This window comes from Methylophilus methylotrophus DSM 46235 = ATCC 53528 (assembly GCF_000378225.1).
Lineage (GTDB): Bacteria > Pseudomonadota > Gammaproteobacteria > Burkholderiales > Methylophilaceae > Methylophilus > Methylophilus methylotrophus.
In genome coordinates this window covers 37,935-60,106 of record NZ_KB905147.1, presented here as the reverse complement: position 1 = coordinate 60,106, position 22,172 = coordinate 37,935, and the positions used below count along the sequence as shown (strand labels likewise).

General features: G+C 50.8%; 19 protein-coding genes. 14 read left to right on the top strand and 5 right to left on the bottom strand.

What is annotated here, in order from left to right:
- Positions 1 to 6: 6 nt before the first annotated feature.
- Positions 7 to 867, bottom strand: coding sequence for a KpsF/GutQ family sugar-phosphate isomerase (locus tag F463_RS0112980; RefSeq protein ID WP_425411192.1), 861 nt, complete (start codon positions 865 to 867; stop codon positions 7 to 9).
- 363 nt (positions 868 to 1,230) lie between these two features.
- On the opposite strand from F463_RS0112980, the gene F463_RS0112975 reads away from it, so the two are divergent.
- Together F463_RS0112975 and F463_RS0112970 are read left to right on the top strand one after the other, a co-directional pair.
- Positions 1,231 to 3,207, top strand: coding sequence for a cation:proton antiporter (locus F463_RS0112975; RefSeq protein WP_018987533.1), 1,977 nt, complete (start codon positions 1,231 to 1,233; stop codon positions 3,205 to 3,207).
- A 34-nt stretch (positions 3,208 to 3,241) separates the two neighbouring features.
- On the top strand, positions 3,242 to 4,285 hold the full coding sequence (locus F463_RS0112970) for an NAD(P)/FAD-dependent oxidoreductase (protein WP_342664290.1): 1,044 nt from the start codon (positions 3,242 to 3,244) through the stop codon (positions 4,283 to 4,285).
- Between the two features lie 884 nt (positions 4,286 to 5,169).
- Here F463_RS0112970 and moaC read toward each other — a convergent pair.
- Positions 5,170 to 5,658 (bottom strand): cyclic pyranopterin monophosphate synthase MoaC, encoded by a 489-nt coding sequence (gene moaC / locus F463_RS0112965; protein ID WP_018987531.1) that lies wholly within the window; start codon positions 5,656 to 5,658, stop codon positions 5,170 to 5,172.
- Positions 5,659 to 5,818: 160 nt separating this feature from the next.
- On the opposite strand from moaC, the gene F463_RS14430 reads away from it, so the two are divergent.
- From F463_RS14430 to ahpF, 4 genes are all read left to right on the top strand, one after another.
- Positions 5,819 to 7,333, top strand: a complete 1,515-nt coding sequence (locus tag F463_RS14430) for a beta-barrel assembly-enhancing protease (RefSeq protein WP_033413603.1) — start codon at positions 5,819 to 5,821, stop codon at positions 7,331 to 7,333.
- On the top strand, positions 7,317 to 8,156 hold the full coding sequence (soxZ, locus tag F463_RS0112955; protein ID WP_245545246.1) for a thiosulfate oxidation carrier complex protein SoxZ: 840 nt from the start codon (positions 7,317 to 7,319) through the stop codon (positions 8,154 to 8,156). Before F463_RS14430 ends, soxZ begins: the two co-directional genes overlap by 17 nt.
- 159 nt (positions 8,157 to 8,315) lie before the next feature.
- Positions 8,316 to 8,879 (top strand): alkyl hydroperoxide reductase subunit C, encoded by a 564-nt coding sequence (gene ahpC / locus F463_RS0112950; RefSeq protein WP_018987528.1) that lies wholly within the window; start codon positions 8,316 to 8,318, stop codon positions 8,877 to 8,879.
- 189 nt (positions 8,880 to 9,068) lie between these two features.
- Complete coding sequence (gene ahpF, locus F463_RS0112945) at positions 9,069 to 10,634, top strand: alkyl hydroperoxide reductase subunit F (protein WP_018987527.1); 1,566 nt, start codon at positions 9,069 to 9,071, stop codon at positions 10,632 to 10,634.
- Positions 10,635 to 10,699: 65 nt separating this feature from the next.
- Here ahpF and F463_RS0112940 read toward each other — a convergent pair whose 3' ends face one another.
- Positions 10,700 to 12,331 carry an NAD(P)/FAD-dependent oxidoreductase gene (locus F463_RS0112940; RefSeq protein WP_018987526.1) on the bottom strand — a complete coding sequence of 544 codons (1,632 nt, stop codon included), beginning with the start codon at positions 12,329 to 12,331 and terminating at the stop codon, positions 10,700 to 10,702.
- 179 nt (positions 12,332 to 12,510) lie between these two features.
- Between F463_RS0112940 and F463_RS0112935 the strand changes: the two genes are divergently transcribed.
- Positions 12,511 to 13,608 (top strand): diguanylate cyclase domain-containing protein, encoded by a 1,098-nt coding sequence (locus F463_RS0112935; protein WP_018987525.1) that lies wholly within the window; start codon positions 12,511 to 12,513, stop codon positions 13,606 to 13,608.
- A 10-nt stretch (positions 13,609 to 13,618) separates the two neighbouring features.
- Here the strand turns inward: F463_RS0112935 and F463_RS0112930 are convergent, their stop codons facing one another.
- Both F463_RS0112930 and F463_RS0112925 read right to left on the bottom strand, forming a co-directional pair.
- Positions 13,619 to 14,218 carry an HdaA/DnaA family protein gene (locus F463_RS0112930; RefSeq protein WP_018987524.1) on the bottom strand — a complete coding sequence of 200 codons (600 nt, stop codon included), beginning with the start codon at positions 14,216 to 14,218 and terminating at the stop codon, positions 13,619 to 13,621.
- Positions 14,219 to 14,244: 26 nt separating this feature from the next.
- Positions 14,245 to 15,375, bottom strand: a complete 1,131-nt coding sequence (locus F463_RS0112925) for an AI-2E family transporter (RefSeq protein WP_018987523.1) — start codon at positions 15,373 to 15,375, stop codon at positions 14,245 to 14,247.
- Positions 15,376 to 15,551: 176 nt separating this feature from the next.
- Between F463_RS0112925 and purM the strand changes: the two genes are divergently transcribed.
- The 7 genes from purM (at position 15,552) to F463_RS0112895 (ending at position 22,055) form a co-directional block, all read left to right on the top strand.
- Positions 15,552 to 16,598, top strand: coding sequence for a phosphoribosylformylglycinamidine cyclo-ligase (gene purM / locus F463_RS0112920; RefSeq protein ID WP_026295580.1), 1,047 nt, complete (start codon positions 15,552 to 15,554; stop codon positions 16,596 to 16,598).
- Entirely contained in the window at positions 16,598 to 17,305 is a 708-nt protein-coding gene (locus F463_RS0112915) for a DUF3108 domain-containing protein (protein WP_018987521.1), read from the top strand. Before purM ends, F463_RS0112915 begins: the two co-directional genes overlap by 1 nt.
- A 27-nt stretch (positions 17,306 to 17,332) precedes the next feature.
- Entirely contained in the window at positions 17,333 to 18,409 is a 1,077-nt protein-coding gene (locus tag F463_RS0112910; protein WP_018987520.1) for a DUF3108 domain-containing protein, read from the top strand.
- Between the two features lie 21 nt (positions 18,410 to 18,430).
- Positions 18,431 to 19,708 (top strand): RsmB/NOP family class I SAM-dependent RNA methyltransferase, encoded by a 1,278-nt coding sequence (locus F463_RS0112905; RefSeq protein ID WP_018987519.1) that lies wholly within the window; start codon positions 18,431 to 18,433, stop codon positions 19,706 to 19,708.
- Positions 19,709 to 19,841: 133 nt separating this feature from the next.
- The gene (pqqA, locus tag F463_RS15290; protein ID WP_081624291.1) at positions 19,842 to 19,913 is read left to right on the top strand and encodes a pyrroloquinoline quinone precursor peptide PqqA; all 72 of its coding nucleotides are present in this window, start codon (positions 19,842 to 19,844) and stop codon (positions 19,911 to 19,913) included.
- A 355-nt stretch (positions 19,914 to 20,268) separates the two neighbouring features.
- A complete protein-coding gene (locus F463_RS0112900; protein ID WP_026295579.1) occupies positions 20,269 to 21,498 on the top strand; it encodes a dicarboxylate/amino acid:cation symporter in 1,230 nt (409 codons plus the stop codon).
- 11 nt (positions 21,499 to 21,509) lie between these two features.
- Positions 21,510 to 22,055: a GNAT family N-acetyltransferase gene (locus F463_RS0112895; protein ID WP_018987517.1), complete on the top strand. Its 546-nt coding sequence runs from the start codon at positions 21,510 to 21,512 to the stop codon at positions 22,053 to 22,055.
- The last annotated feature ends 117 nt before the right edge of the window (positions 22,056 to 22,172 follow it).

Below are 22,172 nucleotides of genomic sequence, written 5' to 3'. Positions count from 1 at the left end.
GCTGGCCTAAACGACTTTCGCCTTCAGTAAATCGTGCATATTAAACGCACCTATCAATTGTTGTTGCTCGTCCACTGCCAAAAAACCGTTAATTTTATATTGCTCCATCAGATTAACTGCATCCACTGCCATTTGTTGCGTCCCTAGTAAGCGGGGGTGTGTATTCATGACTGAAGTAATGGCAGTCAGGGTATGGCTCTTGCCTTGCATAAACAAGCGGCGTAAATCCCCATCCGTAAAAATGCCGATCGGATGATGCTGGTGATCCACAATAGCAGTAAATCCCATGCCTTTGCTGGAGATTTGCGTAATGGCATCCTGCACTGTGGCTTGTTCGTTCACCCAGGGAACAGCATTACCGGTGCGCATTACATCTTTAATTCTGACCAGTAGTCTACGACCCAGGCTTCCACCAGGGTGTGAGCGTGCAAAGTCCTCGGCAGTGAATTCACGCAAATCAAGTACACAGAGTGCAAGCGCGTCACCTAACGCCAATGCTGCGGTGGTGCTCGCTGTCGGTGCGAGGCCGAGTGGGCAGGCTTCATGGCTGACAGCAGCACTTAAATGCACCTCGGATTCGCGCGACAAGGTAGAGCTTTCGCTACCAGTAATGCTCAGAATGCGAGCACCTATGCGACGGATGGCTGGAAGAATGTTGATAATTTCGTCGCTTTCGCCGGAGTTCGACAAGGCAATGACGACATCCTCAGATGTAATCATGCCCAAGTCACCATGACTCGCCTCGGCCGGATGCATGAAAAAAGCAGGTGTGCCGGTACTCGCCAGTGTGGCAGCAATTTTGCCGCCAATATGACCGGACTTTCCCATGCCTGTCACTACCACGCGGCCGCGGCAATCAAGGATCATATGCACTGCGGCTTCAAACGCGCTGCCCAGGCGGTCTGCCAGTTGGCGTATTTCATCGGCTTCGTGTAACAGTATGCCTCGTGCACGTGTCACGATGTCAGCGCTTTTCACAAGGTGGACACCATCGTTTGCTGTGTTCATGGCGGGTTAGTATAACAAGTGAGTCCCTTGGCAAGAAAGCAAAAGGCCATTTTTTTACGGTTTTTTTGTTGCCAGGCACATTTTTTGCATAAAATAGTGTTTTGTGGCAGGATGCATCCACTTGAAACAAGTCTGTTTCAGAATATATCCTTGACTACCTCTATCAATGATTTACAGGCTGGCATGTGTTTGTGGCCTGACATAAGTGCTTAGAACAATTGCATGTTTGATTCCCTGATCCATTTACTATTGCTACTCACCAGTTCGGTATTTGCCGTCGGCCTGTTCCGTATCCTCGGCTTACCAGCCATGCTGGCTTACTTCATGATTGGGATCGTGCTCGGGCCGCACGCATTGGGCTTGCTGGAAGATGAAGAGAGTGGCCGCCAAGTGGCCGAGTTTGGCATTGTGTTCCTCATGTTCAGTATTGGTCTTGAGTTTAGCCTGCCCAAATTGTATGCCATGCGCAAAACCCTGTTCGGCTTGGGTGGGGGCCAGGTTGTCCTGACGTTGCTGGCCAGTCTGGTACTAGGCAAGCTGGCTGGCCTCAGCCTGACTTCTGCTTTCATTATTGGTGCTGCTATCACCATGTCTTCGACTGCAATTGTGTCAAAAATCCTGATGGAACGTGTAGACCTCAACTCCCGCCACGGTCGTTTGAGTATTGGTGTGTTGCTGTTCCAGGACCTGGCGGTGATTCCAATTCTAGTCTTGATCCAGACACTGGGATCACACAGTGACAACTGGCTGGATGTGCTGGGACTGACCCTGTTTAAATCCTCGGTATTGCTGTTTTTGTTATTCAGGTTCGGTAAAAATGCCCTGAATTTCTGGTTTGAACTAGTCGCCAAGCAACGCTCACGCGAGTTGTTCGTGCTCAATGTGCTGATGGTGACATTGCTGATGGCCGCTGCGACCAATTTTGTGGGCCTGTCTTATGCGCTGGGTGCGTTTGTGGCAGGCATGCTGATCTCGGAGACCAAATACCGTTATCAAGTGGAGTCAGATATCGCACCATTCCGCGATATTTTATTAGGCTTATTCTTTATCAGTGTCGGCATGTTGCTTGATGTGTCAGTGCTCGTTGACCATGTTGCATTGATCGTCTTTCTACTCATCTTTTTCCTGCTATTCAAGATAGGCCTGATCGCTTTTCTGACCAGGTTTTATGGTTTTGAAATGGGCGTAGGCGTGCGTACCGGCATCATTCTCGGTCAGGCGGGTGAGTTTAGTTTTGTCGTGCTGGCATTGGGGTTGCAAACCAAGTTGATTGATGGAAATGCATTGCAACTGGTATTGTCGGTCGCGGTGCTGTCCATGCTGGTGGCCCCCTTTCTTATTCAAAACAACGGGCGTATCGCGCGCGCACTGGTCAAGAGCTACACCCGCAACAGCATCAAGGTGGTCGATCAGATACAGGAGCATAGCCAGGACCTGCGTGACCACGTCATTATTTGCGGCTATGGTCGTAGCGGGCAGTACCTGGGACGCTTTTTGCGTGAAGAAAATATCCCTTATGTGGCGTTGGATATGGATGCCAGCCGTGTGCAGGAAGCGGCTGCTGCGGGGGAAAACGTGATTTATGGGGATGCTGGCCGGCGCTCTGTGCTGGAGGCCGCGGGGCTGGGTCGCGCTAAAGCCGTGATTGTCAGTTATGCCGAAACCCGGGCCACTATGAAAGTCTTGCATGTGATTCAAGAGAAAAATCCCAGCCTGCCGGTGATTGTGCGAACGCATGATGACAGTGAAATGGATGTATTACGTGATGCCGGTGCAGCCGAGGTGGTGCCAGAAATTCTGGAGGGTAGCCTCATGCTGGCTTCGCATGCGTTAGTAACGCTTGGCATCCCGCTCAATCGTGTGGTCAAACGTATCCGTATGTTCCGCGAAGAGCGTTACAAGATGTTCAAAGGCTACTTCCGTGGGGTCAGTGACGCGGATACCACCACTGCGGCTCTGCCACAATTGCACTCGGTGGAAATGTATAAAAACTTTTATGCACATGGCCTCCGGCTGGATCATATCCCGTTTGAAGATTTTGCCGTCGAGGTCAAACAACTGCGCCGCCTCAATATGCCAGAACCAATCGCTCCACGCGGTGATATCGTACTTACTGAAGGGGATATCCTGGTATTACTTGGCAGCAATGCTGCCCTCATCGCCATGGAAGTCTATTTGATTTCTGGCCGTAAACCGTAAGACAATACGCCCCTTAGCTTCTGGCAGAGCTTTTCTGCCAGGCGCTCAATCCTTTCAGAAAACAGGTATGGCTAACAAATCAGTCATTGTGGTTGGTGGGGGTATCGTCGGATGCCTCACCGCCATGCAATTACGCAAACAAGGCCACACGGTCACACTGGTAGAACGCAATATCGTCGCGGCCCAAACCTCAGGCGAATCCTCCTGGGCAGGTGCAGGCATTGCTTTCCCGCTCTTGCCCTGGTTTTACCAGGATGTGGTCAACGAACTGGCCCTTGCCGGGGCACGTGCTTATCCGGCGGTGAGTGCCGAACTCTTTGCTGAAACCGGTATAGATCCCGAATGTACCCGTAGTGGCATGCTGATCCGGCCCCCATTCGACCGCCAGCAGGCCATAGCGTGGTGCCACCGTTTTGGTCTGGAAGTGATCCAGCAAGGGCAAGACCTATTGATTCCAGAAGTAGTACAAATCCGTAATCCACGCTTATTGCAATCGCTCAAGGCCTGGCTGATCAAACATGGTGTGACGCTACGCGAACAGACGCAGCTGATGCCTCTACAAGAAGGGGCGTCCTCTATCAAGCATTGGCAAACGACCAGTGGCGAAATCTTATCTGCGGATGTATTTGTGGTGACTTCGGGTGCGTGGAGTTTTGAGCTGCTCAAGCAAACAGCGCTTAGCCTGGACATTAAGCCTATGCGAGGACAAATGCTGTTGTACCAAATGCTACCGGGTTTACTACCGCACATCCTGTACCGCGATGGGTTCTATATGCTGCAGCGGCGAGATGGCCATTTGTTGGCTGGCAGTAGTTTGGAAGACGTCGGGTTTGATACCGGGGTGACGGACAGTATGCGGGAGGAAATGCTGCAAAAAGCCGAAGCCATGTTGCCTGAGTTGAAAGGGCAGCCCATTGTCAAACACTGGAGCGGGTTGCGGCCAGGAACGCCGCATAATATTCCTACGATTGGTAGACACCCTCAGATTGAGAATCTGTATTTGAATACAGGACATTTTCGCTATGGCGTGACCATGGCACCAGAATGCGCGCGGCGGATTGCAGTGTTGTTGGCTTAAGTCGAGAAGGTTATTCTTTTATTTTCAGGCACTACTCCGCCTGTCTCCGTGATTTTGTGGAGTTGCGCACTTGTAATGTTGTCATTCCGGCTGAGGCGGGAATCTCGGCGAGGTTAATGCTAACCTTGCTAAAACATCAGAGCGAGTGTTGCACTTGCTACTCTCTATAAATCTTTCTTTGGGAAGTTGTAGGGTGGGAATGTATGCTCACGCGGATGGTTTCTTGTTCTCTGTGATGTTCTTTTTCGCCCTTCGGCGAGTTACTTTTCTTTGCTTGCACAAAGAATAAGTAACCAAAAGAAAGTGCACCCCTAGCTTCCGCTTTTATCCTGCGTTGCTCGGTTTAGGACTTTGGTTCGTTGCTTTGCCGGACTTAGGCATAAGCGCTCGCAGAACTCATCCTAGCGGCATGCACAAGACGCAAGCCACTGCGGAGCTCGGACAGCCGATGGTCGAGTACTCCCGCCAACCCTGCGTTGCTCGGCGCGTCAGATGGGGGCTCAAAAAACCATGCGAATGCAAGCTTTCATGAATTAAAAAAGAATTGGAGTTTCAAAACGTCCAATCTTTCACGATGTAAGTTTAGCGAGATAAATCCCATCCCATCACGCTGAGTAGCGGAGACAAAATAAGAGTAGAGGGAGCGACTGTCCGAATCCCGCAGCAGCTTATGATTTTTATAAGCTGCCAGGTTGAGTTTCGTGACCGGCTTATTTTGTTGAGCAACGCAAGGGAGCCAAAGGCCGTGATGGCTGGGTGCCCTCCTCTTTGGTTACTTTCTGTGGGGCAAGCAACAGAAAGTAACTCGCCGAGAGGTGAAAGGAATACCTCAATATAAAATCTGCTTTTTAAAAATGATGTTTTTATGGGGTAGATTGTGTTGTTTAATCTGCCACCCAATCCCCACTCTTCCCACCATGCTTCTCCAGTAGTCTGATGTCAGACATCGTCATGCCGCGATCAATCGACTTGCACATATCATAAATCGTCAACAAGCCCACCTGCACCGCGGTAAGGGCTTCCATTTCTACTCCGGTTTGCCCGGTAGTTTCACATTGCACGCGGCAAGTAATACTGTGTTGCGTTTCATTTGCCATAAAACTGACATCGACGCGGCTTAGGCTAAGCGGGTGGCAGAGCGGTATGAGGTCGCTGGTTTTTTTGCTGGCCTGGATGGCGGCAATGCGGGCAATGCCCAGCACGTCGCCTTTTTTGGCATTGCCTTGGAGGATGGTTTGCAAGGTGGCTGCTTGCATGGTGATGAGGCCTTCGGCGATAGCGACACGTTTGGTGTGTGCTTTGTCGCCGATATCGACCATGTGTGCTTGGCCTTGGGCGTTGAAATGGGTCAGGCCTGAAGTTTGTTTTGTCATAAGGGTTGCTTTAAAAGGATGAACTCAAGCGATTAAGCCGTTATCATAACAAGTTTGGGTCACTGTGTTAGGTCTGTCACCAGGCCACCAATTGTAAACGCTGAACTTCATGGTTTTTAATGAGATTAAACATGCTTATCCATCAGGTGCTCGCTACGTTATGCGCGGGTTGCTTGTGTGCGGCTTGTTGCTGACGCCCTCTCAGGGGTTGCTGGCCAATAATGCCACAGGTGTGTTTTCCGGTAAGCCTTACGAGCCGGATTTGGACTTGAATTTACCCGCAGACTCTTCCAACCAGTTGCCGGAGCTGGGTGATGCCTCACAAACAGTGTTGTCACTGCGGGATGAGGAAAAGATTGCCAATCAGATTCTCAAACAAGTGGCAACGAGTCAAGATGTGTTGGATGACGCCGAAGTCACGGATTATTTACAGGCCTTGGGTACGCGATTGGGCGAAAGCAGCCCCGACAAACAGCAAAAGTTTTACTTTTTTGTGGTGCAGGATAAAAGTATTAACGCGTTTGCCATGCCAGGCGGCGTGATTGGCGTACATACGGGTTTGTTTATGGCGGCCAACAGTGAGTCAGAGCTGGCCAGTGTGCTCGGCCATGAAATCGGCCATGTGACCCAGCACCATTTGGCGCGTATGCTGGCGTCGCAAAAATACGATATGTTCAAAAATATTGCAGCCACGGCGCTGGCGCTGTTGATTGCCCGCTCCAATCCGCAGGTAGGGATGGGTGCCATGACTGCCGCCTCGGCGGCGGGGATTCAAAAGCAGTTGGATTACACGCGTGAACATGAACGTGAGGCAGACCGGGTCGGCTTGACCATATTGCAGGACGCTGGTTTTGATGTGCGTGCCATGCCTGCCTTTTTTACCACCATGCAACGCGCAACCCGCTTTTCAGATGGCGGTAATATGCCCAGTTATTTACGCACCCACCCATTAACCAGTGAGCGGATTGCGGATATCGGTAACCGTGTGCAAAACCTGCCTTACAAACAGATCAATGAGAGTCTGACGTTTTTCCTGATGCGGGCAAAAATACGCGCTTTCCAAGGGGCGCCATCGCAAATGGTGGAAGAGTTCCAAAACAACATTAGTGAAGGGCGTTTTCAGAATGAAATCGCTGAGCATTACGGGTTGGCTTATGCCTTTCTGCGGTCAAATCAGGCTAAAAATGCGCAGGTGGAAGTGGACTGGCTGGTGCAACATGGCATGAATAACCCTTATCTGGTGACGCTGAAAGGACTGACGTTGGCCAAATTGGGTCAGGTGGCACAAGCGCAGACACAATTTGTACAAGGGTTGCAGCAATATCCCAAACACCGCATTCTTGCCCAGGGGGAGGCTGAGCTGCTGATCCGCAGCAACCAGTGGCCGCAAGCGGTGACGTTTATTCAAAAGCAACTGGAAGCTTTTCCTGATGACCCCAAACTTTGGGATTGGCTGGCAGCAGCCTATCAGGGGCAAGGCAAACAAATGCTGCGCCACCAGGCACTGGGTGAAAGCTATGTGCGCAAATATGATTTGCCGCGGGCGATCGACCAGTTTGAGATTGCCAGTAAAGCAAAAGATGGTGATTTCTATCTGCAATCCAAGGTAGAAGCTCGGCTGAAAACACTCAGGCAGCAACTCAAGCTGGAGCAAGGCGATGATAAAAATGGATGATGATCTCAGGCCATGGGGGCAACGGCGGATCTGGTTAAAGGCTGGTTTGGCGTTGGCAGCCATGCCATTCTGGCTGGTCTCGCGTAAGCTGGAGGCTGCAACTTGGTTTGCGCAAGCCTTTGAGGCCAAGCAAACTGATCAGGTGATGGCGGCGCTCGAAGCGACAGCAGTGCCTGTTTCAGCTGATTTGCAGATCGAAGCACCGCAAAAGGCGGAAAATGGGGCAGTAGTACAAGTCGAGCTGACCAGTTATCAGCCAGCAGGCAGTGTGCGCAGTTTGCGCTTGCTGGCGGACGCAAATCCAACCCCGCTGATTGCCAGTTTTGAGTTGGGTAAACAGGTGCTGCCCAAAGTGGTGACACGTGTCAAACTGGCGCAATCAGGCGAAGTGATTGCCTTGTTGCAACAGGTCAATGGCCAGTTTCAGCAACAGCGCCGACAGGTGGTTGTGCTGGAAGATGGCTGCGCCGGTAGCGAACGTGAAGAACCGTTTGCCACCAGTATGAAAATGCGAGCGCGCATATTGGAAGACGGCTCCTTGGGCAAAAACATCACTGAACTAAAGATCATTATTCTGCATCCCATGCGTACTGGCCGTAGTAAAAACGATGATGGTCAACGCATGCCCGCACATTTTATGCAACTCATGCAGGTGGTACTCAACGGGCAGGTGGTTGTGGATGCGCAAACCGGCACCGGTATTTCTCGCAACCCGTATTTCACCTTTTACCTCAAGGATGCCAAGGCTGGTGATGTGATTGCGGTAAACTGGCAGGATAATCTGGGCTATGAAGGTCATGGGCAGGTGACGGTCTCGGCCTGATTTTAACGGATGGCTTTATTGATTAATAATATTTATCAATAAAATTAAAACAATCAATTTTACATATAATATGTGTATGCTTAAAATGCATCCATTCGCTGTGGAAACACAGCAAATCTTTAATTAACCCGTGTTTTATAAATCATAAAGGAGAACTACATGTCATTGATTAACACACAAGTACAACCATTCAAGGCGCAAGCATTCCACAACGGTAAATTTATCGAAGTGACTGACGAGTCTTTAAAAGGCAAATGGTCAGTGTTGATTTTCATGCCGGCAGCGTTCACTTTCAACTGCCCAACAGAAGTTGAAGATGCGGCTGACAACTACGCAGAATTCCAGAAGGCTGGTGCTGAAGTGTACATCGTGACCACCGATACCCACTTCTCCCACAAGGTTTGGCACGAGACTTCACCTGCAGTAGGCAAGGCAAAATTCCCACTGGTGGGTGATCCAACTCACCAATTGACACGTGCTTTTGACGTGCATATTGATGAAGAAGGTTTGGCATTACGCGGTACCTTCGTGATCAACCCAGACGGCGTGATCAAGACTGTTGAAGTACACAGCAACGAAATTGCCCGTGATGTAAAAGAAACCTTGCGCAAATTGAAGGCTGCGCAATACACCGCTGCTAACCCAGGCCAGGTGTGCCCAGCCAAGTGGAACGAAGGTGCAAAAACCTTGACTCCATCTTTGGACTTGGTAGGCAAGATCTAATCTCGTTGAGATTGGTATGAGCAACGCCCTGCGCAGGCAGGGCGCTCAGGAAAAGTCACTGAGTGGATGAGTTGTCACTGTGGTTTTTCCTGAGCGAGTTTCCCCCAACCATTTTTGATTGCCATGCATGATGGCCACGGCTTGTTGTTGCCTGAAGAAATGCACCAGCCGTGATTTTGGAGAATGAATATGTTAGATGATACCTTAAAGGCCCAGTTACAAACCTACCTAGGCATGTTGCGCCAGCCTATCCGTTTGATTGCTTCGCTGGATAATAGTGAGCGTGCGGCAGAAATGCGTGAACTGTTGCAAGAAATTGCCGCGTTGTCCGACAAGGTTAGCCTGGACGAGACTGGCGATGATGCACGCAGACCGTCATTCGTGATTGCCAAAGAAGGCGAAACCCATGGTGTGCGTTTCGCGGCGATTCCGTTAGGCCATGAGTTCACCTCATTGGTACTGGCGTTGTTGTGGACCGGCGGCCATCCACCAAAAGTGGAGCAGGATGTGCTTGACCAGATCAAGGCGCTGGATAGCGATTTGAATTTTGAAGTCTATATGAGCTTGTCTTGCCATAACTGCCCGGATGTCGTGCAGGCAACCACGCTGATGACCGTGTTCAACCCACGCATCCAGACCACCGTGATTGACGGCGCGCTGTTTCAGGACGAAGTCAATGAGCGCAACATCATGGCGGTACCAGCCACTTTCCTTAATGGCGAGATGTTCGCTTCCGGCCGTATGTTGGTCGAAGAAATTCTGGCCAAAGTGGATACTGGGGCAGTGGCAAAAGAGGCCGAAAAACTCAATGCCAGGGAGCCATTTGATGTGCTGGTAGTGGGTGGCGGTCCTGCAGGAGCTTCTGCTGCGATTTACGCAGCGCGTAAAGGCATACGTACCGGGATTGTGGCGGAACGTTTTGGTGGTCAGGTCAACGATACCCTGGCGATTGAAAACTTTATTTCTGTCAAAGAAACTGACGGGCCAAAACTGGTGGCTGCTTTGGAAGAGCACGTCAAAACCTATGATGTCGATATCATGCCTTTACAGCGCGCGGTAGGTCTGGCTGAGCCCGCTAAAACCGACAACAAGCATGCCGGGTTGATCGAGGTGAAACTTGAAAGCGGTGCGACCCTGCGTAGTAAGTCAGTGATTCTGGCGACAGGCGCGCGTTGGAAAAACCTTAACGTCCCTGGTGAGAGCGAGTATAAAAACAAAGGTGTGGCATACTGCCCGCACTGTGACGGTCCGTTGTTTAAAGGCAAGCATGTCGCAGTGATTGGCGGTGGTAACTCCGGTGTGGAAGCCGCAATTGACCTCGCTGGTGTCGTTGGGCATGTCACCTTGCTGCAGTTTGATACTGAGCTGAAAGCAGATGCGGTATTGCAACGCAAATTGCGTTCACTGGAAAACGTGACGATCTTGACCAGCGCCCAAACCACAGAAATCACTGGTGACGGCACACGTGTGAATGGCTTGACCTACACCGACCGCGTCAGTGGCGAGAACAAGCATCTGGCACTGGAAGGCGTGTTTATCCAGATTGGCCTGGTACCCAACAGTGACTGGTTGAAAGGCACCCTGGACCTGAGTAAATATGGTGAAATTGAAATTAACCACCACAATGCCACCTCGTTACCGGGCGTATTTGCGGCAGGGGATGTGACTACGATTCCCTACAAGCAGATCATCATTGCGATGGGGGAAGGGTCAAATGCAGCACTGGGGGCGTTTGATTACCTGATTCGTCAATAGATGGCATCCCCATAAAAAAACCTGCCTAGGCAGGTTTTTTTATGGGGACTATTTCGGAGTCCTAATCAGGAAGTGAGTGATAGCGAAACAGCTTCCGCCACTTTAATGCCATCCACCGCGGCTGACAGAATGCCCCCGGCATAGCCAGCGCCCTCACCGCAGGGGAACAGGCCTTTGGTGTTGATGCTTTGCAGGGTATCGTCATCGCGTTTGATACGGATCGGGCTGGAGGTGCGGGTTTCTACGCCGGTCAATACGCCATCTGAGAGGTCGAATCCTGGCACCTGTTTGGCAAAGGCTGGAATCGCTTCGCGCATGGCGGTAATGGCGAATTCTGGCAGTGCGGTATCCAGATTGGTTAAATGGACGCCTGGGGTATATGAAGGTTGTACTTCGCCGAATTGTGTAGATGGCCGGTTGGCGAGAAAGTCGCCAATCAATTGGCCGGGGGCGGAATAGTCGCTGCCTCCCAGCACATAGGCCTGGCTTTCCAGCTGGCGCTGGAACTCGACGCCCGCCAGTGGGTGGCCTGGGTAGTCCACCTCTGGTGTGATGCCGACCACAATCCCGGCATTGGCGTTGCGCTCGTTGCGGCTATATTGGCTCATGCCATTGGTAACCACACGGTTTGGCTCAGAGGTGGCGGCGACCACGGTGCCGCCTGGGCACATGCAAAAGCTATACACACTGCGGCCATTTTGTGCGTGATGCACCAGCCTGTAATCCGCCGCGCCCAGTTTTTTAAGAATGTCATCGCTGTAACTTTTACCATAGCGGGCACGGTCTATCAGGCTTTGCGGGTGCTCAATCCTGAAGCCTATCGAGAATGGTTTGGCTTCCACATAAATGCCTTTTTCATGCACCATTTCAAAGGTATCGCGCGCGCTATGGCCTACCGCGAGTACCACATGATTGGTCGGGATAAATTCACCGCTATGTAGCGTGACGCCCTGCACCTGGTTGTTTTCGATGGCAATGTCGGTCACCCGGCTTTCAAAGCGAATCTCACCGCCCAGGCTGATAATGGTGTTGCGCATTTCTTCGACCATGCCGACCAAACGGAATGTACCAATATGTGGATGGCTGACGTAAAGAATTTCTTCTGGCGCTCCCGCCTTGACGAATTCCTGCAAGACTTTGCGGCCGTAATGCTTGGGGTCTTTGATCTGACTGTAGAGTTTGCCATCCGAAAAAGTGCCTGCACCGCCTTCGCCAAATTGCACATTGGATTCAGGGTTTAGCGTGCGTTTGCGCCAGAGCCCCCAGGTGTCTTTGGTACGTTTGCGTACTTCCTTGCCACGTTCAAGCACAATGGGATTGAATCCGGCCTGAGCAAGAATGAGCGCAGCAAAAATACCGGCCGGTCCAAAGCCAATCACGACGGGTCTGTGGGATTTGATCGCTGGTAGACGCGCGACAAAATGATAGCGGGTATCGGGTGCTGGTTTGATGTGCGGATCTTTTTTAAAGCGTGCCAATAGCTTGGCTTCGTTTTTAACCTCTACATCAAGGTTGTACACATAAAGAATAGCATGGGATTTACGTGCATCCACGCCGCGCTTGAAAATCTCAAAGCGGATTAAATCCGTTTCAGGAATTTCCAGGCGTTTGAGGATGGCGGCCTTGATTTGGTCGTCTTGATGTTTGAGCGTGTCGGCAAGCTCAATCGGCAGTTTGATTTCAGTAATTCTGAGCATGGTGGATAGTGGTTATCTATCAAAACTATATTTTATTATATTCAGACTGGTCGTATCATGGATTTATTCTGCTTTGATTTAATCTGCGCAAAAAAATGACGATATAAATCCGTATGTTTAACTACAAGCGACGAATACTTATCCAGTTAATCATTGCTTCCGCATTATTGTGCGTCTCAATGATGGGGCTTTTTGTTGCCATGTATCAGCTTGTGGATTATTCAGAGAAAAAGGATCTGGTCGATAGACAGCGCTATCAGCTGGTGGCACTAAGCAAGGCCATGACAAATGCTGAGAATGGGCAGCGTGGATATTTGCTGACGGGACATGTCTTATTTCTGGACACACTTGAACGAGGACGTGATGAGGCTTCGCAAGCCATTGCCCAGCTCGAAAATGGTTGGGCTATTGATTCGGCCACGAGATCATTGCTTACAAAAATCAAGCACCTGGTTCAGCAGAAATTTAATATTATGGATAAAAGTGTGCAGGTGCAGATCCATGCAGGCGAATATGTCCCGCATCTCTCATTGAGTAGGGATCGCGGACGAGAGTTGATGAAACTGATTGATGGGTATGTAGCGCAGATTGATGAGCAGTTGATCATGCAACGGCAGGGGTTTGAGCAAGCTATTCGCAATCGCATTGTGGTGTCAGTCACGGTGGCAATTATATTGGGTATTGTGATTATCAGCGTCTTGGTGTTTTCTTATATCAACACCACCAACTTGCTGGGGCAAGTCATCGAAAATCAGGCCGTGGCGAAACAGCTTAGTCATCAGGCTGATCATGATTTGCTGACTGGTTTGCCCAATCGCCGTAGTGTGAATGTTTATCTGGAAAATACTTACGATTTAGCCAGGATAGGCTCCAAACAGTTCGCGGTCTTTTTTATGGACCTGGATGGGTTCAAGCAAGTGAATGATGCCTATGGCCATGAGCTGGGCGATGCCTTGCTGATAGAGGTGGCAAACAGGTTTAAAAAAATACTCAGGCAGTCTGACTTTCTGGCGCGCCAAGGGGGAGACGAATTTGTGTTGGTCGTCAGCAGTTATTTGCATCGCCTGGAGTTGACGCAGTTGGCGCATCGCCTCATACAGTTATTTGCACAGCCGGTGATAGTCAATGGCATTCCGCTGGAGATTGGTGTCAGCATTGGGATTGCCGAATTCCCGCATCATGGCAAGAACGTCAAACAGTTGCTGCATGTGGCAGATAAAGCCATGTATGAGTCGAAAAAGAATGGCAAGAACCGCTACAGCTTTGGCGCGGAATAAACGCAAGCCTTTATAAGGAGTCTTGCAGCATTTTCCTCAGAGATTGCAGTGTGATTGCTTTCTTGGTTGTCAGTGACCATTCATCGAGCGCCTCCAGCACTGCCATCAAGGTGGGCAAATCCCGGCGTAAATACCGCAGGCAGTAAGCAATCACTTCATCTGGCAATTTCATGCCGCGCTCGCGGGCGTGGGCACGTAGGGCATGGGCTTTTTCATCGTCACTCAAGGGATGTAATTGGTAAACCAGTCCCCACGCCAGCCGGGTAGCCAGGTCGTCACGCAAGTCCATTTGAGTGGGCGCATGGCTGCCAGCCGTGACCAACATGCCGCCTTCGGCCTTGATCTGGTTGTACGTATCAAACAGGATGATTTGTGACTCTTCATCCAGTGTATGCACATCATCTGCAATATGCGCCCCCATGGCCTGGGCGGCAAGCAGCAAGTGACTTTTGCCACTGCCAGGCTCGCCCCACAGGTAAATAAAGCGTGTGGTGGCCACGCCGGATAGTACGTCTTGCAAGCTTGCTAGCGCCTCCTGGTTCTGGCCGGGGATAAAGTTATCGAAGCCTGGTGCAGCAGGCGGTTGGATATTCAGTAACAGTTGTTTCACAGCGTTAATTTCTAGTCTTCAGGCAGTCATTCATCCAGCGTTTGGATGATTTGTGGTTGGCTGCTTAAATATGCCTCGCTACGCAAATAGCTTTGTTTGGTGCGGCGAACGCCAACAGCAATGGCAGCGCTGACCGGTAGTGCCAGCAATACGCCGGCAAACCCAAACAGTTGCCCGCCAGCCATTAAAGCCAGAATTACCAACACAGGATGTAAACCGATACGGTCACCGACCAGGATAGGCGTCAGGAAAAAACTTTCGACGAATTGCCCCACCCCAAATACCAGCAACACAGGAATCACTTCGGGTAGAGAGGCGAATTGCAGCAACGCCAGCAATACAGCCATGATAAAAGCCAGTGCAAAACCGAGGTAGGGCACAAAACTGAGTAGCCCGGCAATCATGCCTATGGAAAGGGCCATGTCGAGGCCCACCAGCCACAAGCCAATACTGTAAAACACGCATAACGAGAGCATGACTGATAACTGCCCGCGTAAGAATTCAGCCACCACACTGTCGATGTCCCGGCAGAGCGTCTGTAACCGGCCTATCCAGTCACGCGGAATCAGGTCACCGATTTCGGCCATCATGGCATCCCAGTCGCGCAGGAAGTAAAACAGGACCACAGGCAGCAACAATATGTTGGCAAGCATGCCGATCAGGCTCAATCCTTTTTGCCCGGCACTCAGCAGCACATTGCCTATCATGCCGCCAGCTGTTTGCCAGTGCTCGCTAATCAGTTTCTGTATGTCGGTGCGGTCAATATTTAGGCGAATACCGAACTGTTGCAACAGCCAGGGCTCGACTTGCTGGTGAAAGTGATCCAATAACAGTGGCAGGCGTTGGGCAATCAGCGTGGATTGTTGTTGCAATAGGGGGATGATGATCAGCAGTAAGCCAGTGACGACCAGGATCACGCCAGTCATGACCAGTAAGGTTGCCAGGGTGCGACCGACTTGCCGGTTGCCGTAGCCCACTTCGCTTAATTTGTCGACCAATGGGTCCAGCATGTAGGCAATGACAGCCGCCGCCAGAAAAGGGGTCAGGATAGGTTCAAGTAAGTAAAACAGGTAGATGACGACAGCGGTCACGATCCACCAGCGATGGTCACTGACAAACTGCGTTGCAATAGACTTCTGATGTTCTTGGTCAGACATGGGCACCTGTCACACACATCCGCAATCCGGCATAGGTCGAAGTGGCAAGATGCGTTAAAATAATGATTATTTTAAAATTATACTGAATTTCAACGCTGTATCGCGCTTTGTTGCAAACATCGGCGCTGTTTACAGCCGTTCACCTGATTAATCGCATTGAAAGAAACGAGAGTACTTTGACGACTTCTTCTGATAAAACTTCTATCACCTACCGTGATGCCGGTGTCGATATCGAGGCGGGTGATGCCTTGGTCGAGCAAATCAAACCGTTTGCCAAACGCACGCTACGTCCTGAAGTCATGGGCGGTATCGGCGGTTTTGGTTCGCTGTTTGCCATGCCCAAAAAATTCAAGGAGCCAGTGCTGGTTTCCGGGACTGATGGCGTGGGTACCAAACTCAAACTGGCTTTCCAGTTGAACAAACACGATACCGTGGGTATAGACCTGGTCGCAATGAGTGTCAACGATATCCTGGTGCAAGGTGCCGAACCGCTGTTTTTTCTCGATTATTTTGCCTGTGGCAAACTCGAAGTGGGAACTGCGGCAGCGGTGATCAAGGGCATTGCGCAAGGCTGTGAAGAGTCTGGCTGTGCGCTGGTGGGTGGTGAAACTGCCGAAATGCCTGGCATGTACCCAGCGGGTGAATATGATCTGGCTGGCTTTGCTGTCGGTTGTGTCGACAAAGCAAACATTATTGATGGCTCTACGATCAAGGCAGGGGACGTCGTATTAGGCCTGGCGTCCAGCGGCGCACACTCCAACGGCTACTCCCTGATCCGTAAACTGATTGAAAAATCAGGCATTGATATGGAATCAGATTTTCATGGCCGCAAGTTCAAAGATGTGGTCATGGCACCAACCAAATTATATGTAAAGTCTATCCTCAAGTTGCTGGAAACCTTGCCCGTGAAGGGCATGGCGCATATTACCGGCGGCGGCATTACCGAGAACATTCCTCGTGTATTGCCCCAAGGCCTGACGGCAGAAGTGCAGAAATCTAGCTGGACCTTGCCACCACTGTTCCAGTGGTTGCAGACACAAGGCAATATCGAGCCGCTGGAAATGTACCGTACCTTTAACTGCGGTATCGGGATGGCGGTGATTGTTGCGGCCGAGCATGCTGAGCAGGCTCAGGCGGTATTGGCCGAGGCCGGTGAAACGGTTTACCGCATTGGCCACATTCGTGCGCAGCAGGCGGGTGAAGCGCCTACTGTGGTGGTGTAATGCTGCTTTTTCGTCGGCAATGCTATCGTCATTACATCGCCAGTGTATTGGCGATTATCGTGCTGCTGGTGTCGCCATTGTTATCGGCGGCACCCAAGCAGCTCACGCTCAAATATGACTTATTGCAACAAGGCGTCAGCATCGCTACCGTTGAAGACCAGCTCAATGTCACGGGCAACCGTTACCAGATCGACTCCCTGGCAGAGGGAAAAGGCATTTACAAGCTCATGGGTGAGCGCACACTTTCAAGTCGGGGCCTTATTATCAGTAATGCTTTGCGTCCTGATCGTTTTGAGTCGCGACAGTCCAAGCATCCCAATAAAACCTTGATCAGCGAGTTTGACTGGGCCAAAAAAGTGCTCAAGATGCAGATTAAAGATGCCCAGGAAACCGAAAAATTGGCCAAAGGTAGCCAGGATTTATTAAGTGTAATGTATTGCTGGATGTGGCAACCGCCGAAGGGAAAAGGGGTTAATCTAGCCGTTGCAAACGGTAAAAAACTTTCTCCGCATGCGTTTGTGGTCACTGAGGAAAGTACCCCCCTGGAAACTGAAGCTGGTACATTTAAAGTCGTTAAACTGACCGATGCTGAAGGTGAGAAGACCCTCTATCTGGCAAAGGATAAAGGATATCTGCCGGTCAAGCTGGTAGTGAAGGATGATGGTAAACATATGGAGCAGGTGATCACCAGTATCACCGGTCAATAACGGGGTTTTCCCATCGGGAAGCGCGTGATGCAATCATCCGGCCTGCGACACTGGATTCAACAGCATGTTTCCTGGCCATTGGCGCTGGCGTTATGCCTTTCGTTATTGCTACATGTGTTCTTCTTTAGCGAGGTTGATTGGCGTAGCTGGTTTGTAAATGAGAAGCCGGCTCCAGCGGTATTACAGGCACGTTTACTGCCACCATCATCGCCGGTTGCAGCGTTAGCTGTCCCAACGGTTACGCCAAAATCAGCCAGGCAGAGGGCAGCCAAGCCAGAGCCACCTCCCTCCAGCCCTGCGTCGCCGGTTGAAGCGTCAGCAGTGAATGAGCAGGTCCCTGACACAGACGTCACTGAGCCGCAATCTGCTATCAGTGAAGAAGAAAAGCAGGCAAGGTTGGCAGAAATCACCGCTTGGCATGAAATGGATCATCCAGAGAACGGGGCGGAAGACGCTAAACCTGTGCCTTACCAGCATGTAAGTACTGACTTTTCCGTATTCGTCAATGGAGATGAGCGTCCAGCAGGTACTGCAAACATTGAGTATGTGCGAGAAGAGTCAGGCAGTTACAAGCTGCGCTGGCTGGTAGAAGGCAAAGGGCTACTAAAATTGCTGTATCCTTCGCTGGAGCAGCAAAGTCAGGGTGAAATCAGCCCGCGCGGATTAAAGCCGCATTTTTATCGCTATGCGTTTGGTAGCCGCGCCAGTAAAACGTATGAGGCCACGTTTGACTGGGAAACCAATATCATTACCCTGAAAACGAGTAAGGGCGAGCAGCGGCTGGATTTGCGTGGCAATACGCAAGACTTGCTGAGTTTTATGTACCAGTTTATGTTTGTGCCGCCGTTGCAGGAAATGCATGTCACGCTGACAAACGGCCGCCGGCTGGGAGAGTACGAATATATGTTTGAAGGTGAAGAACCCCTTGTCATTGCCGACCAGACCATCCAGACCGTGCATATTGCCCATACGCGTGGCGATACTGATGAAAAAGTAGACTTATGGCTGGCCAGCGATTACCGCTTTGTGCCGGTCAAAATCAAAAAACTGGAGAAAAACGGCATGGTAATTGAACAAGTTGCCACGCGGTTGATCGCCGAATAATGCAAGTATTGAAAGAACCTGATGAATCAAACCCTGATGCGCCAGACGGCGATGCTGTTAAATGACCTGCTCAAATTTGAAAGCCCCGCGGATGCCCGGCTAGGCGAATTTTTCCGCCAGCACCGCGAGTTGGGCACCAAAGACCGCGCCTGGGTGGCTGAAACTGCTTACGGTGTACTCCGCCGCTACCGCTACCTGAGCACGCTGACGCTGGAGGGTCCAGATGACCACGAAGATACGCGCAAATTAATCATTGCCTGGCTGCTCAAGGTAGAAGGCAAAAGCATACGCGACCTTGAGGACCTGCTAGATGAGCGCCAGAAGGAGTGGGCGGTCACCATCAAAGCCAAAAACAGTGAAGGCTTTGCCCCTGCCGTATTAGCCGATGTACGCGACTGGTTCTGGGAAAAGCTGGTCGCCCAGTATGGCGAAGCCGAGGCGATGACCATCTGCCGCAGTATGTTCGAACAGGCCAGCCTGGATTTGCGCGTCAACACCATCAAGGCCAACCGCGAAGAAGTATTGTCACGCATGCTGGCAGAAAACACGGTGAAAGATAACGTTATCACGCCAACGCCACACTCGCCTGTTGGTATCCGCATGGGTGCCCGGTTGAATATAGGTAAACACATTTTGTTTACTGAAGGCAAAATTGAAGTGCAGGATGAAGGTAGCCAATTACTCAGTTACCTGGTCGCCCCCAAGCGTGGCCAGATGGTCGCAGATCTGTGTGCTGGCGCTGGCGGTAAAACGCTGGCATTAGGTGCACTCATGAAAAACACCGGCCGCTTATATGCGTTTGATGTCTCGGAAAAACGCCTGAATAACCTAGGTCAACGCCTCAAGCGTAGCGGATTATCCAACCTGCAAGCACAACTCATCAACAACGAAAACGACCTCAAACTCAAACGTCTCAACGGCAAGTTTGACCGGGTGCTGGTGGATGCGCCGTGTAGCGGCCTGGGGACGTTAAGAAGAAATCCCGATTTGAAATGGCGTCAAACCGAGCAGGATGTGGCCGAACTCAATGTTAAACAAACCAATATCCTCGCCCGTGCAGCCAAGCTATGTAAAGCGGGCGGCCGTGTGGTCTATGCGACTTGCAGTTTGTTACGCGACGAAAATGAGGCGATTGCCGAAGCATTTCTACAAGCGCATCCAGACTTTAAACTGGTTCCTGCAAATGAAGTACTCGCTCAGCAAAACATTGTGCTGGATACCGGCGAGTATCTGAAGTTGTTGCCACATCTGCATGGTACGGATGGATTTTTTGCTGCGGTGTTTGAAAAAGCGGTTTAATACCTGAATGCTTATCAGCAACTGCGGAAAATCATGAGCATCATTCAAGTAAAACAGCACTCAACAGAAGTAAAGGCCAAGCGCATACTGTGCACACATTTGATCGATTGTTAACCCTTTAAGGAGAAACACCATGTGGACTAAACCAGCTGCTACCGAAATGCGTTTTGGCTTTGAAGTAACTATGTACGTGATGAATAAATAATTTTAGCTCAGGCTGAAATGACAGAAACCCGACCGAGAGTCGGGTTTTTTGTTGGCTGATGGCTCCGTCCGATGTGCCATCACCTAAGAGGGGTCAGGGTTTAACCGAATCTTTGTCACGCAAATTTTATTTAAGTTTGATTCGCTCCCAACTCTAATGCGTTTCTTTTTCATTTCGTGCAATCGTTTTGTGTAACTCACCTGCGTTTGAAAGTTACCAAAAATCGATATTTTCCCTTAGCAGTATTTGTATTCAAATATCCATCATTCAGGCCAGCACTGCTAAATTCCTTGCCTTTTGCCTCGCAAGTTAAAGTATCATTTCCTTAACCCTTTCACCCTGAAAAATCCACAGAATGAAACTTCCCAGCCTAAATGCCCAAATATTAATCGCTGCTGTTGTTGGTGTTTTGTTTGGATGGCTCGCGCATGGAGGGAAACATGACACTGCGTTGTATGCCGCTAGTCTCGTAGGCACGCTATTTATCGATTTACTTAAAATGGTGCTGGTGCCGCTGGTGTTTTGCAGCATTGTGGTGGGCATTGCCAATTTGCGCCAGCATCAGCAGATGCACAGGGTATGGCGCTATACTTTGCTGTTTTTTATCAGCAGTATGCTGGTGGCGATTGTGATTGGTTTGACTGCAAGCAATCTGTTTAAGCCTGGGGCAGGCTTGCATTTGGCTATGTTTGAGGGGGCGATTCAGCAGTTTGAGGCAAAGTCTATGTCACTGCCGGATTTTTTTGCCGGTTTTTTGCATGGCCTGTTCATGAACCCATTTAAGGCGCTGGCCGAAGGCCAGATTCTGGCGGTGGTGATGTTTGCCTTGCTAAGCGGCATTGCGCTGGTGATGGGCGGTGCGCAATTTGATGATTTGCGCGGTTTGTTTGAGCAGGGCTTGGCTTTGTGTATGCGGCTGGTGGGTTGGATCATGCAGCTGGCGCCGCTGGGCGTAGCGGCGTTGTTGTTTAAACTGGTGGCGCAACAGGATGTGGCGATATTGCAGGTGCTGGCGCGGTTTGCAGCAGTGGTAGTGGGTTCTACCTTGTTGCATGGTCTGCTAGTGTTGCCGTTGGTATTGTGGCTGTTTACCCGCCGCTCGCCCTTGTGGCTTTGGCGCGGCGCGCGCGAGGCGCTGGTCACGGCATTTGCTACCAGCTCCAGCAGTGCCACATTGCCGGTGACTTTGCGTTGTGTGACGCAGCATTTGCATGTGAAGCCAGAAATTGCCGGATTTGTGATCCCGCTGGGGGCGACCATGAATATGGATGGGACGGCGCTCTATGAAGCTGCTGCGGCTTTGTTTATTGCGCAGCTGGCGGGTGTGGATTTGAATCTGGCCCAGCAACTGGTGGTTTGTTTGACCGCGATGATTGCTGGCATGGGGGCACCTGGTATCCCCAGCGCGGGCATGGTCACCATGGTGATGGTGCTGCAGAGTGTGGGGCTGCCCGCCGAAGCCATTGCCATTTTGTTGCCCATAGACCGGTTGCTGGATACGTTACGCACCACTGTCAATGTTGAGGGAGACATCGTGGGCAGCCTGGTGGTGCAGCATATGACTGCTGTTGGTCCTCGCGTTTAAGTGTGATCGTTATGCTGATACAACGTCTTGCCCAAGAATCAGATGTCCCCGTGTTATGTGCCCTGGTAAATGCGGCTTACAGGGGAGAGACCAGTCGCGCTGGATGGACCACGGAAGCTGATTTGTTGACCGGCGTGCGAACCAGTGAACGGACGATACAAGCTTTATTGGCACGTGAAGATGCGTGTATTTTGATTGGGGAAGATGCAAGTGGCGTGATGGCTGCCAGTCTTTGTCTTGAGCAGCATCCTGAGGAGACTGGCACCGTCAAATTAGGCATGATTGCCGTTTCACCGCTGTTGCAGAACCGCGGTTACGGCAAGGCCATGATACTCGCCGCCGAAAAACTGGCGGTATCTCAATGGGGTATGCAAAGAGCGCAAATGATGGTGATCAGTTTACGCGAGGAGTTAATCGCATTTTATAGGCGGTTAGGCTACCAGCCTACGGGGGAGACACTGCCTTTTCCGCACCAGCCTGACATGTGGCAGCCGCAAGTAGAAAATATGCAACTCATCACATTGCAAAAAAGCTTATCCTCGCATTTTGCAACTTGACCATTCTGCAAAACCCGCGTACATTCGAACGCTTATGCACAAGCAATTCAATCAACCTACTGTTGTGATGATGAACCGAAAGGCATTGTGGCTGGTCGCCACCACTTGCCGCGGTTG

What these genes read in the sequence shown, in the direction of transcription:
- F463_RS14430 (WP_033413603.1), top strand. Translation starts at nt 5,819, where the DNA reads ATGCGCGGGTTGCTTGTGTGCGGCTTGTTGCTGACGCCCTCTCAGGGG.
- ahpC (WP_018987528.1), top strand. Translation starts at nt 8,316, where the DNA reads ATGTCATTGATTAACACACAAGTACAACCATTCAAGGCGCAAGCATTC.
- F463_RS0112980 (WP_425411192.1), bottom strand. Translation starts at nt 867, where the DNA reads ATGATCCTTGATTGCCGCGGCCGCGTGGTAGTGACAGGCATGGGAAAG.
- F463_RS0112925 (WP_018987523.1), bottom strand. Translation starts at nt 15,375, where the DNA reads ATGTCTGACCAAGAACATCAGAAGTCTATTGCAACGCAGTTTGTCAGT.
- F463_RS0112900 (WP_026295579.1), top strand. Translation starts at nt 20,269, where the DNA reads ATGAAACTTCCCAGCCTAAATGCCCAAATATTAATCGCTGCTGTTGTT.
- F463_RS0112915 (WP_018987521.1), top strand. Translation starts at nt 16,598, where the DNA reads ATGCTGCTTTTTCGTCGGCAATGCTATCGTCATTACATCGCCAGTGTA.
- F463_RS0112895 (WP_018987517.1), top strand. Translation starts at nt 21,510, where the DNA reads ATGCTGATACAACGTCTTGCCCAAGAATCAGATGTCCCCGTGTTATGT.
- ahpF (WP_018987527.1), top strand. Translation starts at nt 9,069, where the DNA reads ATGTTAGATGATACCTTAAAGGCCCAGTTACAAACCTACCTAGGCATG.
- soxZ (WP_245545246.1), top strand. Translation starts at nt 7,317, where the DNA reads ATGATAAAAATGGATGATGATCTCAGGCCATGGGGGCAACGGCGGATC.
- moaC (WP_018987531.1), bottom strand. Translation starts at nt 5,658, where the DNA reads ATGACAAAACAAACTTCAGGCCTGACCCATTTCAACGCCCAAGGCCAA.
- F463_RS0112935 (WP_018987525.1), top strand. Translation starts at nt 12,511, where the DNA reads ATGATGGGGCTTTTTGTTGCCATGTATCAGCTTGTGGATTATTCAGAG.
- F463_RS0112940 (WP_018987526.1), bottom strand. Translation starts at nt 12,331, where the DNA reads ATGCTCAGAATTACTGAAATCAAACTGCCGATTGAGCTTGCCGACACG.
- F463_RS0112910 (WP_018987520.1), top strand. Translation starts at nt 17,333, where the DNA reads ATGCAATCATCCGGCCTGCGACACTGGATTCAACAGCATGTTTCCTGG.
- F463_RS0112975 (WP_018987533.1), top strand. Translation starts at nt 1,231, where the DNA reads ATGTTTGATTCCCTGATCCATTTACTATTGCTACTCACCAGTTCGGTA.
- F463_RS0112905 (WP_018987519.1), top strand. Translation starts at nt 18,431, where the DNA reads ATGAATCAAACCCTGATGCGCCAGACGGCGATGCTGTTAAATGACCTG.